Source organism: Pseudarthrobacter arbutini, from assembly GCF_054510915.1.
Genome location: NZ_JBTNDQ010000010.1, coordinates 67,459 through 88,265, shown reverse-complemented (window position 1 = coordinate 88,265; position 20,807 = coordinate 67,459). Strand labels below are relative to the sequence as shown.

Annotated in this window: 20 protein-coding genes and 1 riboswitch; of the genes, 11 read left to right on the top strand and 9 right to left on the bottom strand. The window is 66.2% G+C overall.

Features of this window, described 5'->3' with window-relative positions; all coding sequences use genetic code 11:
• Positions 1–5 precede the first annotated feature (5 nt).
• Complete coding sequence (cls, locus tag ACX80V_RS12800) at positions 6–1,478, bottom strand: cardiolipin synthase (protein ID WP_485843550.1); 1,473 nt, start codon at positions 1,476–1,478, stop codon at positions 6–8.
• A 95-nt stretch (positions 1,479–1,573) separates the two neighbouring features.
• Here cls and ACX80V_RS12795 point away from each other — a divergent pair, with 95 nt between their 5' ends.
• The 4 genes from ACX80V_RS12795 (at position 1,574) to ACX80V_RS12780 (ending at position 4,169) form a co-directional block, all read left to right on the top strand.
• The gene (locus ACX80V_RS12795; protein ID WP_058930878.1) at positions 1,574–2,515 is read left to right on the top strand and encodes an aminodeoxychorismate lyase; all 942 of its coding nucleotides are present in this window, start codon (positions 1,574–1,576) and stop codon (positions 2,513–2,515) included.
• A gap of 66 nt (positions 2,516–2,581) precedes the next feature.
• Complete coding sequence (locus ACX80V_RS12790; RefSeq protein WP_485843443.1) at positions 2,582–3,049, top strand: NUDIX hydrolase; 468 nt, start codon at positions 2,582–2,584, stop codon at positions 3,047–3,049.
• A gap of 84 nt (positions 3,050–3,133) precedes the next feature.
• On the top strand, positions 3,134–3,598 hold the full coding sequence (locus ACX80V_RS12785) for a pyridoxamine 5'-phosphate oxidase family protein (RefSeq protein ID WP_485843442.1): 465 nt from the start codon (positions 3,134–3,136) through the stop codon (positions 3,596–3,598).
• 13 nt (positions 3,599–3,611) lie between these two features.
• On the top strand, positions 3,612–4,169 hold the full coding sequence (locus ACX80V_RS12780) for a GNAT family N-acetyltransferase (RefSeq protein WP_485843441.1): 558 nt from the start codon (positions 3,612–3,614) through the stop codon (positions 4,167–4,169).
• Between the two features lie 281 nt (positions 4,170–4,450).
• Here ACX80V_RS12780 and ACX80V_RS12775 read toward each other — a convergent pair whose 3' ends face one another.
• Positions 4,451–5,146, bottom strand: coding sequence for a Rid family hydrolase (locus tag ACX80V_RS12775; protein WP_485843440.1), 696 nt, complete (start codon positions 5,144–5,146; stop codon positions 4,451–4,453).
• A gap of 26 nt (positions 5,147–5,172) precedes the next feature.
• Entirely contained in the window at positions 5,173–6,777 is a 1,605-nt protein-coding gene (locus ACX80V_RS12770; protein WP_485843439.1) for a flavin monoamine oxidase family protein, read from the bottom strand.
• A gap of 560 nt (positions 6,778–7,337) precedes the next feature.
• On the opposite strand from ACX80V_RS12770, the gene ACX80V_RS12765 reads away from it, so the two are divergent.
• A complete protein-coding gene (locus tag ACX80V_RS12765; protein WP_485843438.1) occupies positions 7,338–8,570 on the top strand; it encodes an acetyl-CoA C-acetyltransferase in 1,233 nt (410 codons plus the stop codon).
• A 148-nt stretch (positions 8,571–8,718) separates the two neighbouring features.
• On the opposite strand, the gene opgC is transcribed toward ACX80V_RS12765, so the two are convergent.
• Together opgC and ACX80V_RS12755 are read right to left on the bottom strand one after the other, a co-directional pair.
• Positions 8,719–11,193, bottom strand: coding sequence for an OpgC domain-containing protein (gene opgC, locus ACX80V_RS12760; RefSeq protein WP_485843437.1), 2,475 nt, complete (start codon positions 11,191–11,193; stop codon positions 8,719–8,721).
• Positions 11,194–11,285: 92 nt separating this feature from the next.
• Entirely contained in the window at positions 11,286–11,780 is a 495-nt protein-coding gene (locus ACX80V_RS12755; protein WP_485843436.1) for a hypothetical protein, read from the bottom strand.
• Positions 11,781–11,904: 124 nt separating this feature from the next.
• Positions 11,905–12,020, top strand: a riboswitch (SAM riboswitch).
• Between the two features lie 13 nt (positions 12,021–12,033).
• Here ACX80V_RS12755 and ACX80V_RS12750 point away from each other — a divergent pair.
• From ACX80V_RS12750 to ACX80V_RS12740, 3 genes are read left to right on the top strand one after another with little or no spacing between them, the layout of a single operon-like run.
• Positions 12,034–12,291 (top strand): DUF1737 domain-containing protein, encoded by a 258-nt coding sequence (locus ACX80V_RS12750; protein ID WP_056341324.1) that lies wholly within the window; start codon positions 12,034–12,036, stop codon positions 12,289–12,291.
• Positions 12,288–12,701 (top strand): rhodanese-like domain-containing protein, encoded by a 414-nt coding sequence (locus ACX80V_RS12745; RefSeq protein ID WP_058930870.1) that lies wholly within the window; start codon positions 12,288–12,290, stop codon positions 12,699–12,701. The genes ACX80V_RS12750 and ACX80V_RS12745 overlap by 4 nt, the downstream gene beginning before the upstream one ends.
• Positions 12,698–13,906: an O-succinylhomoserine sulfhydrylase gene (locus ACX80V_RS12740; protein ID WP_485843435.1), complete on the top strand. Its 1,209-nt coding sequence runs from the start codon at positions 12,698–12,700 to the stop codon at positions 13,904–13,906. The genes ACX80V_RS12745 and ACX80V_RS12740 overlap by 4 nt, the downstream gene beginning before the upstream one ends.
• Positions 13,907–14,112: 206 nt before the next feature.
• Here ACX80V_RS12740 and ACX80V_RS12735 read toward each other — a convergent pair whose 3' ends face one another.
• Positions 14,113–14,454 carry a DUF1905 domain-containing protein gene (locus ACX80V_RS12735; protein WP_485843434.1) on the bottom strand — a complete coding sequence of 114 codons (342 nt, stop codon included), beginning with the start codon at positions 14,452–14,454 and terminating at the stop codon, positions 14,113–14,115.
• Between the two features lie 64 nt (positions 14,455–14,518).
• On the bottom strand, positions 14,519–15,421 hold the full coding sequence (locus ACX80V_RS12730) for a LysR family transcriptional regulator ArgP (RefSeq protein ID WP_485843433.1): 903 nt from the start codon (positions 15,419–15,421) through the stop codon (positions 14,519–14,521).
• Between the two features lie 69 nt (positions 15,422–15,490).
• Between ACX80V_RS12730 and ACX80V_RS12725 the strand changes: the two genes are divergently transcribed.
• Positions 15,491–16,114, top strand: a complete 624-nt coding sequence (locus ACX80V_RS12725) for a LysE/ArgO family amino acid transporter (RefSeq protein WP_058930866.1) — start codon at positions 15,491–15,493, stop codon at positions 16,112–16,114.
• 165 nt (positions 16,115–16,279) lie between these two features.
• The gene (locus tag ACX80V_RS12720; protein WP_485843432.1) at positions 16,280–16,828 is read left to right on the top strand and encodes a hypothetical protein; all 549 of its coding nucleotides are present in this window, start codon (positions 16,280–16,282) and stop codon (positions 16,826–16,828) included.
• 92 nt (positions 16,829–16,920) lie between these two features.
• Here ACX80V_RS12720 and ACX80V_RS12715 read toward each other — a convergent pair whose 3' ends face one another.
• Together ACX80V_RS12715 and ACX80V_RS12710 are read right to left on the bottom strand one after the other, a co-directional pair.
• On the bottom strand, positions 16,921–18,147 hold the full coding sequence (locus ACX80V_RS12715) for a glutamate--cysteine ligase 2 (protein ID WP_485843431.1): 1,227 nt from the start codon (positions 18,145–18,147) through the stop codon (positions 16,921–16,923).
• A 64-nt stretch (positions 18,148–18,211) separates the two neighbouring features.
• A complete protein-coding gene (locus tag ACX80V_RS12710; RefSeq protein WP_485843430.1) occupies positions 18,212–19,735 on the bottom strand; it encodes a UDP-N-acetylglucosamine 1-carboxyvinyltransferase in 1,524 nt (507 codons plus the stop codon).
• 280 nt (positions 19,736–20,015) lie between these two features.
• On the opposite strand from ACX80V_RS12710, the gene ACX80V_RS12705 reads away from it, so the two are divergent.
• Positions 20,016–20,759 (top strand): glycoside hydrolase family 25 domain-containing protein, encoded by a 744-nt coding sequence (locus ACX80V_RS12705; protein WP_485843429.1) that lies wholly within the window; start codon positions 20,016–20,018, stop codon positions 20,757–20,759.
• Positions 20,760–20,807: the final 48 nt, after the last annotated feature.

Genomic DNA, 20,807 nt, shown 5'->3' with positions numbered 1-20,807 from the left:
CAGAGTTACTGGAGCGTGGCGGTCAGCCTGGCGACGTTATCGACATAGCGGGCAGCGAGGGGGCGCTGCAGCCAGTCCTCGAGTATGAGCTCGTTGGAAATGTCGCGGTATGTGTCTTCGACCGCGCGCATGTTGTTCACGATTTCCCCGCCGAGCAGCATCACCGAGACCTCCATGTTCAGCGAGAAGGAGCGCATGTCCATGTTGCTGGAGCCCAGGACGGCCACTTCGTCGTCGATGGTGAAGTGCTTGGCGTGCAGCACAAAGGGCGCCTTGTAGAGGTAGATCCGGACGCCGGCCTCCAGCAGCGCCTCGTAATAGGAGCGCTGGGCGTGGTGGACCAGGAACTGATCGCCCTTTTCGGAGACGAACAGCTCCACGTCCACGCCCCGCTGGGCTGCGGTGGTGATGGCGTAGAGCAGGGAGTCATCGGGCACGAAATACGGGCTGCAGATGGAGATCCGGTGCTGGGCTGAGTAGATCAGGGTGTTGAAGAGGCGCAGGTTGTTTTCGGTGCTGAACCCGGGTCCGCTGGGCACCACCTGGGCTGTGACGTTGCCCGGCTCGGGGTTGTCCGGGAGCTGCAGCTGGTGTTCCAGGGACTCGTCGGTTTCGCTCAGCCAGTCCGTGGCGAACACCACGTTGAGCGTGGTGACGATCGGTCCGCGCAGGCAGGCCATCAGCTCCACCCATTCGCGGCCGGCCTTACGGTGTTTGGGGTTGTTGTAGGAGGGCTCGATCAGGTTCTGCGAGCCCGTGAAGGCGAGTTCGCCGTCGACCACCATGATTTTGCGGTGGTTCCGAAGGTCCGGGCGGCGCCATTGGCCGTGGATGGGCAGCACCGGGAGCATGCGCTTCCACTGGATCTTTCCCGCCCGCAGCCGTTTGAGCAGGTCGCGGTAACCCTTGACGCGGAGCGTGCCGATGTGGTCAAACAGCACGCGCACTTCCACGCCCCGCTCGGCGGCCTCCTCCAGGGCGGTCAGCAGGTCATCGGTGATGTGGTCCGTGCTCATGATGTAGAACTCGGCATTGACGAACGTCTTGGCTTTGCGCACGGCCTGGGTCATGGCCAGGATCGAGTCCGGGTAGCCGGGAAGGAGGTCCACGGAATTGCCGTCCACCATGGGGAGGGAGCCGAGCCGCCGGTTCAGTTCCCCGGCGGACGTCACCCATTCGGGCCCTTCATATTCACTGACGACGTCGGCGAGCGCCGAGATGCCGGACCGCACGCGGGTGTTGATGACCTCCTGCTGCTGGCGGCGGCGGCTGGAGAGCTTGAAGTTTCCGAACAGCAGGAAAAGGACCAGGCCCAGGAACGGCACAAAGAAGATGCCCAGCAGCCAGGCCATGGCCGTGGTGGGTCGCCTGTTGCCGGGGATGATGCCGATAGCCAGAACCCGGATCACCAGGTCTGCAATGCTGAGCACCACCACCACCCACGTCGGCGCGGTACCCGCAAGCGAAATTGGCCACAGCACTGGAATACCCCCGGATTGCGCGCACCCGCGGACCTGTTCCCGCGGGGCAATGACCACAGCTTAGCCGCGGCGGGCCCTACTAAGCTGGAGCCATGACTTCTCCTGCGCCCGTGGTGCTCGTGTTTCTTGACCCCGCGTTCCCGGACGGCCGGCTGGCCGACGCTTCCCAGCCGCAGCTGATGGCCACAGACCAGGGCGCCACCCGGGGCGACGGCGTGTTCGAATCCATGCTCGCGGTGAGTGGCGCCGTCCGGAAGCAGCAGGCGCATCTGGACCGGCTGGCCGGATCGGCCCAGGCCCTTGACCTGGTGATCCCGGGGCAGGATTCATGGCGGGCTGCCATCGCCACGGGCGTCGCGGAGCACCGAAACCAGCATCCCGCTCCGTCGCCCGCCGAGGACGAGGTGGTGGTGAAACTCGTGGTCACCCGCGGCCCGGAAGGCGCAGAGTCCCCCACATGCTGGGTTCAGGTGTCCCCGGTGGGCGCCCTCGGACGCCGCCAGCGCGAAACCGGGATCGACGTCATCCTCCTGGACCGCGGCTACGACAGCGACGTGGCTGAGCGTGCCCCGTGGCTGCTGCTCGGCGCCAAGACCCTGTCCTATGCCACGAACATGGCCGCCCTGCGGTACGCCCACAAACAGGGCGCCGACGACGTCATCTTCACCTCCTCCGACGGCCGGGTCCTGGAAGGCCCCACGTCCACTGTGCTGCTGGCACATCTGGAAACCTCCGACGACGGCGCCGGCGCCACTCGGACGGTGCGCCGCCTCATCACCCCGCAACTGGACAGCGGGATCCTCCCCGGGACCTCCCAGGGGGCCCTGTTCGCGGCGGCCAAGGCAGCCGGCTGGGAGCTCGGCTACGGGCCGCTGGAGCCGCGGGACCTGCTGGACGCCGACGCCGTGTGGCTGATTTCCAGCATCAGGCTGCTCGCGCCGGTGAACCACATTGACGGCAAGGAAGTCGGGACGCCCGCGGTGCAGAAGCAGCTGACGGCCGAACTCAACGCATTGTTTGCCGGGATCCAGTAGTTTCCGGGGTTCAGCAGGTTCCCGGATCCCGTAGTCTTCCAAAGTTCAGCAGGGAGGCCTTAGGCCATGGTGGTTCGCAGTGCAGGGATCCTGCTGTACCGGCAGGGAGCAGGCGGGCTGGAAGTGTGGATTGCGCATATGGGCGGACCGTTCTGGGCCCGCAAACAAACCCAGTCGTGGTCGGTTCCCAAGGGCGAGTACCTTCCCGACGAGGATCCCCAGGTGGCCGCGCTGCGCGAATTTGCCGAAGAAATCGGCACGCCGCCGCCAGCTGTTGCCTACTTTGAGCTAGGCGCGTTCAGGCAACCGTCGGGAAAGATCATCACAGTGTTCGCCGCGGAGTCTGACTTCCAGCCCGAACGGGTTGTGAGCAACACGTTCCCGCTGGAGTGGCCCAAAGGATCCGGCGTCATCCAGGACTTTCCCGAGGTGGACGATGCCCGGTGGGTGACGGAATCCGAGGCCCGCAGCAAGCTGGTCAAGGGCCAGCTTCCCCTCCTGGACGCCCTGCTGGAGCATGTTGGAGTGCCCTAAGTCGACCTGCCCAGGCCGGAGCCTGGGGGTTGAAGCCTGGCAATACCCTGTTGATCCGTCCCGCAGGTCCGTATGGTTTGGTGCATGAACTCTCACACGCAGGCGACCAACAAATTGACGTTCGACGAATGCTGGGAATTCCTTGCCGGGGACACCCTGGGGCGCCTGGCCCTTGTAGTGGACGGCCATCCGGAGATCTTTCCGGTCAACTACGTCCTGGACCGCAGGAGCATCGTCTTCCGCAGCGCCGGCGGCACCAAACTGTGGGGCGCCAAGGCAGACCGTCCCGCGGCGCTGGAGATCGATGGATACGATCCCCGCACGGAGGTGGCCTGGAGTGTGGTGGTTCGCGGAGACACCGAAGTGATCGAGGCACAGGCTGACAAGGACGCCGTCGACGCCCAGCATCTTGAGCCCTGGCAGCCCGGACCCAAGGACTACTACATCCGGCTAAACCCGATCGCACTTACTGGCCGCCGCTTCCAGGTTGCCAAACCGGACGTTTGGAACACCCGGTTGTCGGACCGCCGTCGTGCTTCCTTCGAGTAGCCCGGGAGAGCTTATGGACAGCGAAGCCCCCGCTCCGCTCGTCCCGGGGGTCCGGATCCGGCTGCTGCGGCGGAGCGATGCGGCCGGCCTGAGTAAGGCCTACCTCCGGAACCGCCAGCACCTCGCTGCGTGGGAACCGGAGCGGGACGAAGCCTTTTTCACGCCCAGGCATCAGCTGGACATCATCCGGGCCAAGCTCGCCCAGCATTCCGTGGGCCAGGAAGTTCCGTGGGTGCTGGTGAACCGCGACGATCCCGCGTACATCGTCGGCGCCGTCACCCTTACTGGCATCGTCCGTGGCCCGTTCCTCAACGCCAACCTCGGGTACTGGGTTGATTCCAGCCTCAACCGGCGGGGCATCGGAGCTGCCGCGGTCCGCTTCGCCACGGACCATGCCCGGACAGAACTGGGCCTCCACCGGGTCCAGGCGGCAACGCTGCTCCATAATGAGCCCTCACGCAAGATCCTCAGGCGCGCCGGCTTTCGGGAAATCGGCGTGGCGCCGCAGTACCTAAAGATCGCCGGCCTCTGGCAGGACCACCTGCTCCACCAACTGCTCCTCCACAGCTGAGCCGATCGCAGCCGAATCCACAGCGCCTGCGCCACCTCACCGGCCCCCACGGTTCGCCTAAGCTGGCCCCAGACCCTCCTGAAACCGCAGTCGAAAGGCACCCATAAGGACCGACGCTCACATCCCCGTCATCCTGGGCGGCGCACGCACGCCCTTCGGCAGGTTCCGCGGGTGAGTGGCTTCTGCCCACCGGTACGGAGCCTGCAGGGGACTCAAGGGATGAGAGGGCCCGGGTGTCCCCGGGCCCTTCTGCACGACGTCCTTGAGTCCTTGGCCGGAAGCTACTTCCCGGAGGGGGCCGGATACGCGGCGTCCACCTCCACTTCCACCAGCCAGCCGTTCACCGGCAGATTCTCGATCTCCAAGGCGAACCGCGACGGCCTCGCCGGGTTCACCACAAACGGGGCGGCGGGAGCGGCCGAACCCAGAGACACCTGTACCGGAGACCCGTCGGCGAGGCTCGTGTTGGCGAAGTACTGCCGGTACGCGCGGTTCCAGCCGTCAAAGTCGGCCTTCTCCGCCCCAGCTGGATTCTGGAGGAAAACGCGCATGGTGATGACGTCGTCGTAATCCAGTCCTGCCCGGGCGAGGTTCTCGCCGATCCGGCGCAGGGCGTTGATTCCCTGCGCCTCCGTCACGGTCACCCCGTCGGGGAGCACACCGCCGGGAAAGACGACCTCATCGATGTACCTCTGTTCGCTGCCCGTGGGCGCTGCGGTGTTCAACGCCGATGGCCCCAGGCCGCTGGTCTTGTAGATGGCGGTGTTCGCCCCGATGGCCACCCCCGAGGCAATCATCGGATTGTCCTGGCCGGCCGGGAGGTTTGAGACCGTGGTGCCCGGTTTGGGGGACGTCAGGTCCGCAAAGACGGCGGGTGCGGCGAAGGCTGCGGTTGCGCTGAGGCAGATGCCGGCAACGCCGGCGGCGATCAAGGAAGTGCAGCGGATCATGGGCTTCTTTCCGTGGATTGGGGACATGCCGGGGCGGTCCTGCAGCGGGGCGCTCAACCGGCCACCGCCGCGGCCACACGGGTGTGCAGTGCGGTGACGGCAGCCCGGGCCGAGGTCATGGCGCCGTGCTGCCAGGCGATGGCGTGGCTCAGGTGGTCGCCGGCGAAGTAGATGTTGCCCGTGGGCTCCAGCAGCCTGGCGTACTTGGCATCGGTCTGCGACGGCCAGCCCACCCAGGCTCCCTCCGAAAACGCGGTGCTTCTCCAGTCGACCGAGAACGCCGCCGCAACGTCCTTCCGGTACACGTCTCCGTGGATCCGCGCACCCTGGTCAAGGGCACGGCTGAGCCGTTTCTCGGGCCTCAGCGACTGGTAGACGCGGGCGCTGGCACCGGTGTTGTAGTAGCCCACCATGGTCCCCCGCTGGGCGTGGAAACCCGTGGACGGATACCACATGTTGCCGAGATCGATGTTGGTGTTGGTGATGCCGCCATAGATGCGGTGGTCCTCTTCCCACCAGCGGCGTGAGTACTCGATGCCGATCTTCCCGGCGTCGCTGGGGGTGGCGAAGCTCAGGGCCTCCAGGACGTCAGCCGGAAGGTTGCCGGGGACCTTGGCGGCGATGTGCGGGGGCAGCGTGCAGACCGCGAAGTCCGCCTGCAGGCTCTTGGTCTGGCCGCCCGGATTCGCGAAGTCCACCGAGACGCCCGTGGCGGTGTTGTTCAGGGACAGGACCTTGGCGCCGTAGACGATCTTGTCCTTGCCGATGGCAGCTTCGAATGCGTACGGGATCCGGTCCATGCCGCCTACGGGTTGGAACATCATCATGGCCTGGTCCCAGCCGAATTCGAATGAGAAGTAGTTGCCCACACCGCTGGCAAACACGTCGGAGAGGGCATCCGGGGCCAGGGGTGTGCCGGCTTCCAGGCCCGCGCCGGGGGCCACCGAGTAGCCTTTCCTGCCGGTGCCCGAGTACTTGAAGCTGGCCGCGGCATCGCCCGGCACCTTGGCGCCGATGGCGCCGAAGTTGCCCAGGAAGGAGATGAGGTGCTCCTTGTCGGTCGGGCTCAGGTAACGGTCCAGAGAGCCCTGGTCAGTCGCTTTTGCGAGGAGTTCGGAGACATAGCCGTACACGTCCGCCTTGGCCGCGCGGTGCCGGACAGGAGTGTTGGAAAGTTTGGTGCTGCCTTCGCGGAACAGGTAGCTGTCGGCATTCTGGTTGGTGAACGGCTCGATGGCGACGCCGAGTTCCTTGCAGTAGTCCAAGGTGATGTGGTGCTGCGGAATGCGGCCCGGCCCGGCATTCATGTATTGGTCCTTGGAGAAGGTTGCCCGCTGGGTGATTCCGTTCAGGTCCGTCTCTTCCGTGCCGCCGCGCACGGTCCAGTTGCGCCCGCCTGGCCGCATCCGCGCCTCCAGGATGGTCACCTGGTAGCCCGCCTTGCCCAGCTCATAGGCGGTGGTGAGGCCGGCGATGCCGCCGCCAAGCACCACCACCGACTTTCCGGCGCCGTTCAGGTCCCCCTTGCGCGGGGCAGCGAACGCCGGCGTCGCAGAGTCCGGCGCGAGGCCCATCGCCTCCATGGTCTGGTACATGACCCCAGCGCCGCCCACCATGCCCACGTAGCGGAGGAAATTCCTGCGAGTCGCACTTGCCATATTGTTCTTCCCTTTTCTATTGAACGTACGGTGCGAGCGTATTGATGGAATGTTTCGTCAAAGGACGTGACAATTTCAGTGTTGTATCGTTCATATTTCTAATAAATAAACGCACTTTACGGTCAGTAAACTCTCTCGAAGGGGTGCCATTCGAGACCGTCCGGACCAGCGCGTTATGCTAAACGGCACGCGAATCATGAAAGGCAAGCGTTTCGAGCACGCACGAGCTACGCCCAGGAAGACGCGGACGATCCCCGGGCATTGGCGGACCTGCCATGACCGCGAACGGCCACACCGAACCGCTGGTCGGCGGCGTGCAGATCCGGCCTCTGCGCCCGGGAGGACGCCCAGCGCATCATCGGCGCGCCGGGGTTCCAGGAGATCGGCCTCGCACCGCGGTACCTGAACATCGCGGACAGCTGGCAGGACCACGTGCTTCTGCAGTTCATCCTGCGCTGAGGCGCCCGGCGGAGTCCTGCCTTCGCGGGGCACGGGCCGTTCCCTCGGCGCCGGGTCCCGTGACATGCTGAACGGTAACGGCACCACCGAAAGGCACCATCATGGGCAACGACGCCACGGCCAACACTCCCCCGGGCATCGAGGACCGCACCGCCGTCATCCTCGGCGGCGCACGCACCCCCTTCGGCAGGTTCCGCGGCAGCCTCTCCGGGCTCACCTCCAGCGAACTGGGTGCCCACGCCATCCGGAACGCACTGGAACGGTCCGGGGTGGCGCCGGAACAGATCCAGGCCGTCATCGTGGGCCAGGTTATCCAGGCGGGCGCTGGCCAGGGACCCGCCCGGCAGGCCAGCCTCGCCGCCGGCATCGGTTGGGATGTGCCCACCGTGACCATCAACAAACTGTGCTTGTCCGGCCTGACTGCCGTGATTGATGCCGCCCGGATGATCCGCGCCGGCGAGGCTGATTTCATTGTGGCGGCGGGCCAGGAGTCCATGACCAACGCCCCGCACCTGCTCCCCCGGCTTCGCGGCGGCGTGGCCATCGGCGATGCGCCGCTGCTGGATTCGCTGAACTTTGACGGCCTGCAGGACCCCGTCTCAGGTGAACTGATGGGCTCCGCCACCGACGCCGGGAACGCCCGCCTGGGCATCAGCCGCGAGGACCAGGACGCCGTCGCCGCCCTTTCGCACCAGCGGGCGGAGGCCGCCCGGGCGGCCGGCATCCTGGCTGAGGAGATCGCTCCGGTGGAGGTCCCGCAGCGCCGGGGACCCGCCGTCGTGATTGATGCCGACGAAGGCATCCGCGCCGGCACCACCATCGACACGCTGGCGGCACTGAAGCCCGCCTTCTCCAAAGATCCGGCGGCCACCATCACCGCCGGTTCTGCCTCCCCGCTGTCAGACGGCGCCGCCGCAGTGGTAGTGGCCAGCAAGGCAGCTGCGGAAGCGGCCGGCCTCAGCTGGATCGCGGAAATCGGCAGCCACGGCCAGACCGCCGGACCGGACGGATCCCTGCATTCCCAGCCGTCCCGCGCCATTGAGCGAGCCCTGAAACTCGAAGGGCTGACCATTGAGGACATGGACCTCATTGAGATCAACGAAGCCTTCGCCTCGGTGGTGCTGCAGTCCGCCACGGACCTGGGGATCGACGCGGACAGGATCAACGCCGACGGCGGCGCCATCGCCCTGGGCCACCCGGTGGGCGCCTCGGGGGCCCGTCTGGTCCTGCATCAGGCACTCGCGCTGAACCGGCGCGGCGGCGGGACAGGCGTGGTTGCCTTGTGCGGCGGCGGCGGCCAGGGCGACGCCCTGATCCTCAAAGCCCGCGGCTAGGGCGTCCGGGAGGGTCAGAGCCGGCGCGATTTCCGCTGGGGTGAAAAACACCGAGGCCAGCGTGGCAAACCCAGCGAACCCAATGCGGCCCTCCAGGAACTCCTGACCCGTGAACTGCGCTGACCCGGCGGGTCAGGTCAGGTCGGGGTCAGGTGGGGATGATTCCGAAGAGGAAGCGCTTTTTCACCATCACCCACAGGAGGCCAAGGAGCACGGCGTAGGCGGCGGTGTTGAGGAGGATGTCGCCCTGCCGAAGGGCCGGAATGTTGGCGATCACGGCGATGAGGACCACGTGGAGGATAAACACATATAGCGTGGCCTGACCGAGCGGAATCAGGAACCAGCCCAGCGCCCGTTCCACCGGTTTCCAGTACGCCGTTAGGAAAGCGTAGGAAGCTACCACCAGCACCAGGACGTTGAGCAGGCGGCCGGGGTCCAGGTACGTGCGCGCAAAGAAGGCGTCGTACATGGCCCGGTAAGCAGAGTCGGGAATGATGGCCAGGCGGACGTCGAAACCGTTCGCCAGGTAGGGGTTGCACCAGGACAGGAAGGCAAAAGTCACCGCCAATACGGTGCAGCCTGCCACCACCCAGGAGTGCGCGGAGAGCCACAAGACAATTCGATGCCGGTGGAAGCCCGCCACCAGTCCGATCACAAAGAGGACCTGCCACACCAGCAGCGGAAACGAGTCCTCGAACTGGGACGGCAGGATTCGGAAGCGTGTGGCCGCACCCACGGCATAGACGCCCAGGGTCGCGGCGAGAACCCACAACGCCTTGCCTCGGTTAAGCGCTGCAAGGATCAGCGGGCTGGCCAACAACAGGACGACGTAGAGGCCCATGACGTTGAACTGCCACGGGCCGAACTGCAGCAACAGGATGGCCGGAAGCACCTGCGCCGGAACCGGGAACTGCAGTAACGATTCCATCCCGGCGTACAGGTCATAGGTCCGGCCGACGGCGTTGTGCCCGGCGCCGCCCGTCCCCTGATCCACGTAGGTGGTCAGGGCATCAGTCTCGAATAACGGCAGCAATGAGAGCAGGAAAACGCCCACCAAGACCACGAGGGCCGTCACGTAAAGCTTGCCGGCCCGCCGTGACGTCAGGTCCACTACTTTGCCAAAGTCGTCCTTCACCCGCGGGCCATAGACCATGCCCACCACCAGCCCGGAGAACAGGACAAACAGCTCCGCGCCGGAGACAAACCCCACGGCTTCCTGCGTGAGCAGCTGGAACAGCGAGGACATGCCCAGGTGGTTCACCACCACAAACACAATGGCGAGTCCGCGCAGGAAGTCGACCCGGGAGTCCCGTTTGGTCGGTTCGCCGTAGCCCCAGGAGGCAACCGCACCTACGCGCCGCGGCAATTGCCACAGCGCCGCCAGGAGGAGGGCCAGGGCTGCGGCCACCGTCCAGGCAGCGGCCCCGGTTACGGAGTTGGCCCGGGTGGCCTGCTGGCCGCCACTGGGGGCCGTCGCCGGCCCGGTTGCCAGGGCAGACTGCTTCAGCGCTTCGCCCGCGGCTTGAGCCGTCCCGGCGTCGCCGGTCAGCCGCCAGTCGATGCTGGCCACACCGGTGTCGCGCGTGCTGGTCCGTTCGTCCCACACGACGGCGGCGATGCGGCCGAAACGCGCAGAGGTGCCCGTCTCGAGTACTTGTTCCCACCAGGACACCTTGATGTCCCGGTTCGCGGCGCCGCCCGTGGCCGGGCTGTAGAAGGCCGAGGTTTGGAGGACCATGGGTTTGTTGCGCTCGTCCACGTAGGAGGAAAAGAAGTCCTCGCTGCCGGACTGGGTGAGCATGGCCGAGAGCTCGCCCTCCACCGGAATGGTGTTGACCGCGGTTTTGCCGCCGGTGTCATCGTGGTAGGCCGTCAGCCCCACCCATTCCACGGCGTCGTCGCCGGGGTAATACGGCGTATAGGCGGCATCTGATCCGTTCCAGGTCCCGTCACCGTTGGTGTCCAGCGCGGCGAAGCCCTCCGAACCCGCAGCAGGCGCATTCCGGTGGCGTTCAAACGGGTAGTCCCGCCCGAGGTACGGCTGCCACACCATCACCGTGCCGGCGTCGTCAGTGGCTTTGAAGGCGGCGGCCACGTTCCTGAACGCTGCCTTGTATCCGAGGGGCTGCTGCCCCCATTGCGTCCAGCTCGAGTTCATGTCCGGGGCGAACCGGATCAGGAGCTGGCCCTGGAATCCGGCCGCGAGCTGCTGGACTTTATTGGCAAAGGCTTGGGCGGCTGCCGCGTCCACCTGATCCAGCGGGGCGGACGGGGCCACTGTGAGCATGGCGTGGGAGCCCAAGGCGGAGGCCTGCCCCAGGAACTCCCTGATGTCAATTTCCTCGCCGGACCGGAGGGGAAGGGCAATGTCGTGCCCCAGCAGCGCAGGTGAGGCACCCAACCGTTCGGCGAAGCCCTGCGCCGAATCCTCGCCCCACTCAAGGACAACACCCAGCAGCGGCTTTCCCGGCTCCGGAGCGGTGCCAGCGGCACGGGCGCTACCGGCGGCTAGTCCCACCGCCAGGACGGAAAGGACAACGGTGAGGATGAGTCCGACGGCGGCCCGCAGCCGTGTCCGCCCGGCAGGGCTGGCATTGTTGGCCGGCGCTGTGGCTGTTGGCATGCTGGTGTATACCCCCAAGGACGGCTGTTTCAGAGACGGTGGCCGGTGCCCCAGTAAACTCTATCGGTCGCGTCCTATGGTCCGGATCAGCCTCAGCCGCCCAGGACCACCAGCGGTACCAGGCGCTGCGCACATGCGACCCGGACCAGTTCCGGCGGCCCCTGAGCCGCCCGGTTGTTCACCCCTGTGTCGTCGCACCAGTCCAGGTTGTACGGGTAAGCGGTGACCCCGGCCTTCCCGGGAGCCACGCCAGCCGGGACGGTGAACACGAAAGTGAAGCCGCCGTCGTCGGACATGGGAGCGAGCTCTTCCAGCACCGCGGTACCGGTCGCATCCTTGACCGTCACCTGGACCTGCGCATCGGTGCCGTAGCGGGCATCGCAGGTGGTATCCGGGGCGCTGACGGTGACCTGCTCGCCGGGTTTCGCGGCGGCAGGCGAGACGGAAAACTCCGGCGGCATGCAGGGCGGCGGCGCGAAAATGTTCCGGCAGCTTGTCACCCCCGCCAGCACCGGCACAGCGCACAACGTCACAGCCAAAACGCGTGCCCAGGCGCCCGTCAATGAACGCCCCCGAAAGTTCCCCATGACCCGATTGTCCCGTCGGCGCCGGCGTTACGGACGCACGGCGGGATCACGGAAAACGCGTTGGTTACGGAACATGACGACGACGGCAGTGCGGCCGGGCGGGCCGGATGTTACGTTTTTGGGGAGTAATGAGAACCGGCGCCAAGCCCTGACTGGCCGGTCGGCAACCCTCCCTTTCGCGGCGGGGTGCCTCAGGTGAATACTCGGCATATCGACCCATTCGAGCTGCAAGCGTGAAAGAAGGAGTTCCGTCGTGTCTGACGCACCCGCCCCTGAAGAGAAACTGTCGTACCGGCTTGTCACCGGGCCGGATGACAGGTCTTTCTGTGAACGGATTTCCACTGCCCTGGCCGAAGGGTATGTCCTGCACGGCAGCCCGGCCGCGACGTCCAACGGCGGCGTTGTGATTGTTGCGCAGGCACTCATCCTCCCGTCGGCCATCGCCACCGCTGATGCCGCCGTCGCCTCCGCCGTGGATGACCTCGATTTCGACGGCGAGGGCCACGCATGAGCTACGCCGGAGACCTCACCCCGCAGCAGGCCTGGGCCAAACTCGAACAGGGCGCCATCCTGGTGGATGTCCGGACAGAAGGCGAATGGGCCCACATCGGCATCCCGGACACGAAGGCCACTGACAACGATCCCCTGTTCATCCCGTGGACGTTCCCGGGGGGCATCCCGAACCCGGATTTCATCACCGACCTGACGCAGCAGGCCCCGGAGGACGACGGCGCGGAGCTGGTCTTCCTCTGCCGCTCGGGCCAGCGCTCCATCGCCGCCGCCATCGCCGCGACGCAGGCCGGCTTCACCTCCTACAACGTCCTGGAGGGTTTCGAAGGCGAGCCGGACCGCTACGGCGAGCGCACCGTCAACGGCTGGAAGAACCGCGGCCTGCCCACCAATCTGGGAATAGCCAAGTGACCTTCAACCCAGACGCCGCCGGCTGGAGTGCCGAGACGCAGGCGGTCCGCGGCGGGCTGGACCGCACCAACTTCCAGGAGACCACCGAGCCGGTCTTCCTGAACTCGGGCTTCGTCTACGAGTCCGCTGCCGCTGCCGAGCGCGCCTTCACCGGCGAGGACGAACGCTTCGTCTACTCCCGGTACGGCAACCCGTCCGTGGCCACCTTCCAGGAACGCCTCCGCCTGCTCGAAGGCACCGAAGCGTGCTTTGCGACGGCGTCGGGCATGTCAGCGGTGTTCACGGCTCTGGGTGCCCTGTTGGCGGCCGGGGACCGGGTGGTTGCCGCGCGCTCGCTGTTCGGCTCCTGCTTTGTGATCCTGAACGAGATCCTGCCGCGCTGGGGCGTGGAAACCGTGTTTGTTGACGGCCCGGACCTCGAGCAATGGGCTGCTGCACTGTCGGAGCCCACCACCGCAGTGTTCTTCGAATCCCCGTCCAACCCGATGCAGGAAATCGTGGACATCGCCGCGGTCAGCGAGCTGGCGCACGCCGCCGGGGCCGCCGTCGTCGTCGACAATGTCTTTGCCACTCCCCTGCTGCAGCGCTGCGGCCAGCTGGGCGCGGACGTGATTGTGTACTCCGGCACGAAGCACATCGACGGCCAGGGACGCGTCCTGGGCGGCGCCATCCTGGGCACCAAGGAATTCATCGACGGCCCGGTCAAGCAGCTGATGCGGCACACCGGCCCGGCCCTCTCCGCGTTCAACGCCTGGGTGCTCACCAAGGGCCTGGAGACCATGGCGCTGCGCGTCAACCACTCCTCCGCGTCCGCGCTGCGGCTGGCCGAATGGCTCGAACAGCAGCCGGCCGTCAGCTGGGTCAGGTACCCGCTGCTGAAGTCACACCCGCAGTACGAGCTCGCGGCCAAGCAGATGAAGGCCGGCGGCACCGTCCTCACGTTGGAACTTGCGACGACGGGTGGCCGCTCCGGCAAGGAAGCCGCCTTTGCGCTGCTCGACGCCCTGCGGATCATCGACATCTCCAACAACCTGGGCGACGCGAAGTCCCTCATCACCCATCCGGCCACCACCACGCACCGCGCCATGGGTCCCGAGGGCCGCGCAGCCATCGGGCTCAGCGACGGTGTGGTGCGGCTGTCCGTGGGCCTGGAGGACGTGGACGACCTCATCGGCGACCTGGAGCAGGCCCTCAAGCACATCTAGTTCTGATTGGCGCGAAGGGACAGTTGAGGCCCTGTTTCTTGCGTCTTTTGGGGCCTCAACTGTGGGCTGGGCCCTCATGCACCTGGGAATTGGGCTGTGCCGCGATGATGCCTGGATGGTGGCGGCCCTCCCGGTGGCTTCCGGCGCAGTCCACCGCGGCGTGCTTCGAGAAGAGGCTATCCTGGCAGCGTCATTCCCGGCAGAGTTCAGCCAGTACCGCCTGTCCGTACCCCGGTACGTGCCTCGTCTTCGCCTTGGATCGCGAGCCGGACGGCCACTTCATCCCCGTCGCTGATGCCCGCCGCGTCCCGGACGGCCTTCTTGACGGGTAACAGGTAGGAGCCGCTTTTGCTGTCTGGAAAGACCGAGGTACGCCAGGTGCAGCCGGAGATTTCCGCCGTGACTCTGACCGAGCCGAAGCCCTTCCGGAACACCGCTGCCTCTTCCCGGAGGTCGTCGGCGACCTCCACCGGGAGGGTAAGGAAGTGCCAGCCGGATTCGTCGGGATAGCGCCACAGTTCGGCCCGGAATGAGTACGACGACGTCACGGCCTGAGTATGGCATGCCGCGTTGCCGGACGCACCCCCTGTCGGGCTGTGTGAGAACGGCGGCTCAGGCGCCTGGCTGGCGCAGTTCCCGGGAGGCCGTCTCCCGGACGGCGGCGGTCAGCTGGTTGAGCACCGGGGAGTCGATCTTCCAGCGCTGCCAGTACAAGGACCCGTCAACGGGGCTCGCGGAGGCCAGCTCCACGAGGGCGCCGCTGCGGAGGTCTGCCAGGCACTGTTGCTCCGGTAGCAGCCCCCATCCCAGTCCCAGCCGGATGGCCTGGGCGAACTCGGCCGACGACGGCACATAGTGCCGCGGCGCGGTCAGTTCCGCGCCGGTCATCGTGCGGAAGAACCCGTCCTGCAGGTCATCCTTGCGGTCAAAGTCCACCACCGGTGCCTGGCTCCCTGCAACAAGTTCCGGCCCGTCGGGCCACCAGTGCCGGAGGTAGCCGGGACTTGCCACCGCACGGTACCGCAGGGATCCCAGCGGTTCCACGCTGCAGCCCTGGACCGGTTCCGGCGTTGCGGTTACTGCGGCCATCACCGATCCGGTCCGCAGAAGCTGGGTGGAATGCTGTTCGTCCTCCCTGCGCAGTTCGAAGCACGCGCCGAGATCCGCCGGAAGACCTGCCAGGGCAGGCATGAACCAAGTGGAGAGTGAGTCCGCGTTCACCACCAAGGGGATGGGCGCCGTCGGCCGGTGCCGGCTCTCGCCGAGCTCCTGCTGGGCGTCCCATTCGAGCTGTCGGACCTGCCTGGCAAACCGCAGGATGGCTTCCCCGGCTGGTGTGGGCCGGGCGGGATTGGTGCGCTGCAACAGGATCTGGCCGGCCGCGTCCTCCATGGCCTTGAGCCGCTGGGAAATGGCCGACGGCGTGACGTACAGGCTGCGGGCCGCCGCCTCGAGCGTCCCCTCATCCACGACGGCCGCGAAGGTACGGAGCTGCTCGAACTGAAACATCTTCATTAGCTTTCCTTAATAGAGCTAAGAATATTTAGCTGGAGTAATCATACGTCCGGCCGTACGTTGGAGGATATGGAACTGACTGCATTTATCGGCCCCACCGCGCTGGGCTTCGGCACGGGCCTCGCCCTCATCGTGGCCATCGGCAGCCAGAACGCCTTTGTCCTCCGGCAGGGCATCCGCGGCGAGCATGTGGCCGCCGTCGTCCTGGTCTGCAGCGTCTCCGATGCGCTGCTCATCGCAGCGGGCATCGCCGGAGTGGGGGCGCTGCTCCAGTCGAGTCCCGTGATCGTAGACGTGGTCAGGTTTGCCGGCGCCGCCTTCCTGGTGGGCTACGGCGTCATGGCGGCGCGCCGGGCGATTCGTCCTGGAGCACTAACGGCGTCGGGGCGGCAGCCCGCCGTCGGCCTCGGCGCCGCCCTCAGCACGGTACTGGCCCTGACGTGGCTCAACCCGCATGTCTACCTGGACACCGTGCTGCTGCTCGGATCGGTGGCCAACCAGCAGGCACAGGATTTGCGCTGGTGGTTCGGGGGCGGAGCCATCGCCGCCAGCATCGCCTGGTTCAGTGCGCTGGGATTCGGGGCCAGGGTCCTCCGGCCGTTCTTCGCGCGGCCCGCCTCGTGGCGCATCCTGGACGGACTCGTCGCTGCGGTCATGCTCACGTTGGGTGTGCGCCTGGCTGTCGGTGCATGACGTCGTCGTTTCTTGGCGCGAACGGACACTTGGGGCCCCTCACAGCGCAAGAACAGGGCCATATCTGCCCGTTCGAACCCTGTCGTTGACGTCGGCGGCAGTGCGGCGTAGCTTCATGGTCACCACCGCGATGTTGGCGCTTGCTGGGGGCTCGGAGTCTCCTTCGTGGGGAACGTGCACGCCACCCGCGACCCTGCTGCGAGGCTGGCCATGCTGGAGCGCCACCGCGGTCTTTGGGTTGCCGGACAATTCCTGGCAGCCGCCGGGACAATGGCCGTTCCCGTCGGATTTGCCCGGTTCGCCCAATCCATCCGCTCCGGCCCCGGCCCCGCCAAGACGCTAGCCGCCGGCGCGGCAGCTGCCCTGATGGCAGGCGCACCCCTGTTCGTGGCGGCCCTCGCGGACCGCGCCTCGGACCTGGAGAGGTTCGCGTATCGGCGGGGTTCCAACTGGCCGTTCCTTACATATTCAGGGCTGCATATCGGCGGGCTCGCGGCCCTGGGGGCGGGGCTGCTGCTCTTACCGCTGAAACCCTGGACTGGCATCACGGCGGCCGCCAGTGCTCCCGTCTTTGCTGCAATCCTGGCTGGCACGAAGGATATTCCGCCGTTCGCTTTCCACCTGGTGGAGACCGCGGTGGGTGTCCAGCTGATGCGCTACGAGGAACCGATGGCTCCCTCCGAAGACCACACGGACGCACTCCCCAGGCGTTGACGCTGTAGCTGGCGCGAACGGGCAGATAATGACCCCAAAACACGGGCAAACAGGGCATTATCTGCCCGTTCGCGCAAAGCCTCAGGGAGAACTCAGGACAGGCGCACCCGCAGCAGTTCCGGGACTTCGTCCGCCTCACGCAACCCGGAGGTGCCGCGCATCGTGACACGCACGGCGTGGGCAACCACGGCCCCCAGCCCGCCGTCGTCGGGCGCCGATGCTTCCATCACCGCGTCCCGCACCCTGCGCTGTTCGGTGGAGCCGGTGCCGCGGGCAATGATGTCCTCGACGCCCTGCCGGGCCAGGGAAAGTTCGTCCTGCTCGGCGAGGACCGGAGCCAGATAGTCCACCAAGGATCGCACCACGTCGACGGCGGGTGCCGGCCTGAACGTGCCAAAATCCAGCAACTCACCGCTCAGGCCACTGCTGCTCGCCTGCCATGCCGCCATCCGCAGCAGCACCGTGGGCACCGGGGCCGGCTCCACGCCGTCGCGCCATTCACGGCTGGCCGATTCGACCAATGCCCGCACCAGCACCGCGATCAGGGCAGCGTCCTCGGCGCGGAGGCAGACGTCGGCCACCCGGACCTCAACCGTAGGGTGGTTCCGGGACAGGCGGGCGTCAAAGTAGATCATGCCTTCATCCAGCAGCACGCCACTGTCCAGCAGACGCGTTACCACCCTCCGATATGCGGAGTACGTGCTGAAAATGGCCGAAGGGCCGGACATAGGCCAGCGGTTCCAGGCCTGGGTTCGGTAGCTCTCGAATCCTGTGGGCATCCCGTTCCAGAACGGCGAATTCGCGCTCAATGCCGTGAGTACGGCCAGCTTGTCCCGGATCCTGTCCAGCACGGCCACGCCCTCGTCCTTGGATTCGATGAACGTGTGGACGTGGAAGCCGCAGGTCAGTTGCTCCTGCGCGGTCAGGCCGAAGCGTTCCAGCATCCGGGCATAGCGGGCGTCCGGGGTGGTGTGGCTCGCAAGGCCAAACGGAGACGTGGCCAGGGCGGCAACCCTTGCACCGTTTTTGGCGGCCGCCTGGTCCGCCAGCAGCCGGCCGGCCCGGATCTGCTGCAGCAGTTCTGCGTACTCGAGGCAGGGACGGGTCTGGGTCTCGATCTGCTCAAGCTTCAGCTCGGCAGTCAGGCCAGTCCAGTCGTCGTGGGCAGTTTTTTCCTTGGCTGCCAGCGCATAGGGACGTTCCGGGGCGTCGTCGGCTGCCATCCGGCGGCCAGACAACATCGCATCCGCGAGGGCAAGCGGCTCCCCCGTGTCCGGATCAACGATCAGGAGCTCTTCCTCGACGCCGAATGTACGCATGGTTATATTGTGCTGCAACGGGCCGGCACGCGGCAGCCCGCGGGGTCGGCGGATTCTGCGAGCGCTAGTCCTGGAAGTACTCCACCTTGGCGCCGATGGTGTTGAGCCGTTCCGCCAGGTCCTCGTAGCCGCGCTCGATCACGTAGATGTTCCGCAGCTCCGAAACACCCCGCGCCGCGAGCATGGCCAGCAGCAGGCAGGCGGCGGGGCGGAGTGCCGGCGGGCAGCCAACCTCGGCGGCCCGCCACTTAGTGGGGCCGTTGACGTAGATCCGGTGCGGGTCCAGCAGCTGCACCTGGGCGCCGAGCCTGTTGAGTTCCGTGAGGTAGATGGCCCGGTTCTCATAGACCCAGTCGTGGATCATGGTCTGACCATGGGCGTTCGCGGCGATGACCGCGAAAAACGGCAGGTTGTCGATGTTCAGGCCGGGGAACGGCATCGGGTGGATCTTGTCCTCGGGCGCCCGCAGCTCGGACGGTTTGGTGGTCACATCCACCAGCCGGGTGCGGCCGTTGCGCGCCACGTACTCGCCGGAAATCTCCAGCTTCTGGCCCATCTGCTCCAGCGTGGCCAGCTCGATCTCCATGAATTCGATGGGGACGCGGCGGATGGTCACCTCTGAGTTGGTGACGATCCCGGCGGTGATGAGGCTCATGGCCTCAATGGGGTCCTCGGACGGAAAATACTCAATGTCGACGTCGATGAGCGGCTGCCCGGTGATCTTCAGCGTGGTGGTGCCCACGCCGTCGATCTTCACGCCCAGCATCTCGAGGTAGAAGCAGAGGTCCTGGACCATGTAGTTGGGGCTGGCGTTGCGGATGACGGTGGTGCCGCGGCGGTGCGCCGCTGCCATGATCGCGTTCTCGGTGACGGTGTCCCCGCGTTCGGTCAGCACAAAGGACCGGTCGTGGGTGTCCGGCCGCGGAGCCTGCACGGCGTAGAAACCGGCAGTGGCTTCCACGGAGAGCCCGAACTGGCGCAACGCCTGCATGTGCGGCTCCACGGTGCGGGTACCCAGATCGCAGCCGCCGGCATACGGCAAGCGGTATTCCGCGGATTCGTCCAGGAGCGGGCCCAGGAGCATGATCACGCTGCGCGTGCGGCGCGCCGCGTCCACATCCATGGCCTCAAGGTCCAGGACGGCGGGGCGGCGGAGCTGGAGGTCGGTGTCGTTGAGCCAGGTGCATTCGACGCCGATGCTGGTCAGGACCTCCACGATCCGGTTGACCTCTTCGATCCGTGCGAGGCGGCGCAGGACGGTGGTTCCGCGGTTGATCAGGCTGGCGCACAGCAGCGCCACACCGGCGTTTTTGCTGCTGTTGACATCCACTGCCCCGGACAGGGTGCGGCCGCCTTCAATCCGCAAGTGCGTCATCTGCGGTTTGCCCACTTTGACGATGCTGCGGTCGAAGATCGTTTCGAGCCGCTGGATCATCTTCAGGCTGAGGTTCTGCTTGCCCTGTTCCATCCGGGCGACGGCGCTTTGGCTGGTTCCCAGCGCCGCGGCGAGCTGGCCCTGGGTCCAGCCCTTCTCGGTCCGGGCGTCCTTGAGCGTGGCGGCGATGTGCTCGGCAGTTTCCTGAGTCATAACAAAAAAATATCACAGATGAGCTATTCGATGTGATATGAACCGGAGTGTCGACTGAATTCCCAGCAAATACCCGACTCATGAGATAGCTGCTCATTGATGGTTGCACTTGACCCCGTACCCGCCCGGCGGGAGACTGAAACATCGGGTTCACCCGAAAAGCGGAAAAATGCCATGCAGGAGGCCTGCCATGTATGGGAATGCGGCTACAGCATCCCGTGCTTTAGTGTGTGCCATCTTGTGTCTGCTCATGGCCCTTTGCGGGATTATCGTGGCGCCGGTGTCCGTGGCCGCTCCTTCACCCGGCGAGGGCGCCGAGTTGGCATTGGGTAACGATGTCTCGTGGCCTCAATGCAACAAGGCCCTTCCCGCCGCGTCAGCTTTCGGGATCGTGGGCGTCAACAATGGCCTGGCCAACACCACTAACCCCTGCCTCGCCGAACTGCTCCGCTGGGCCGAAGCCATCACGGTGAACCCGACCGATCAGCCGTCCGTCGCACTTTACGTCAACACCGCCAACCCGGAGCTCACTGGCTCCTGGTGGCCCACCAGTAACAGCTACCCGGAATCCCAGGCGGCATCCAACCCCTACGGCACCTGCGAGGACAAGGACGTTGGCACGGCGTGCGCCTATATGTACGGCTACGCCAAAGCGTACGACGACGCCTACATCCGTGGCATCAGCAGCCCCTCGGACTACCTGTGGTGGCTCGATGTTGAAACCGGCAACAGCTGGTCCCCCGACAAGAATGCCAACCGTGCTGTCCTGGAAGGTATGACCGACTTCTTTCACAGCATCGGCGCCGACGTCGGCATCTACTCCTCGGCCTATCAATGGGGACAGATCGTGGGCACCGTCAGCACCTCCAGCAACCTTTATGCCCTGCCCAGCTGGCTGGCAGGCGCCCGCACGGCCTTCGGAGCCACGGCCAACTGCTCGAATGCGCCGCTAACACCCGGCGGCACAGTCACCCTGACCCAGTTCGTCTCCAGGGGCTTCGACTACGACCACTCGTGCATTTAGCAAGCACAGCGCGGCGTAGCCAGAATCCAGAAGCATGGCCCGCACGGA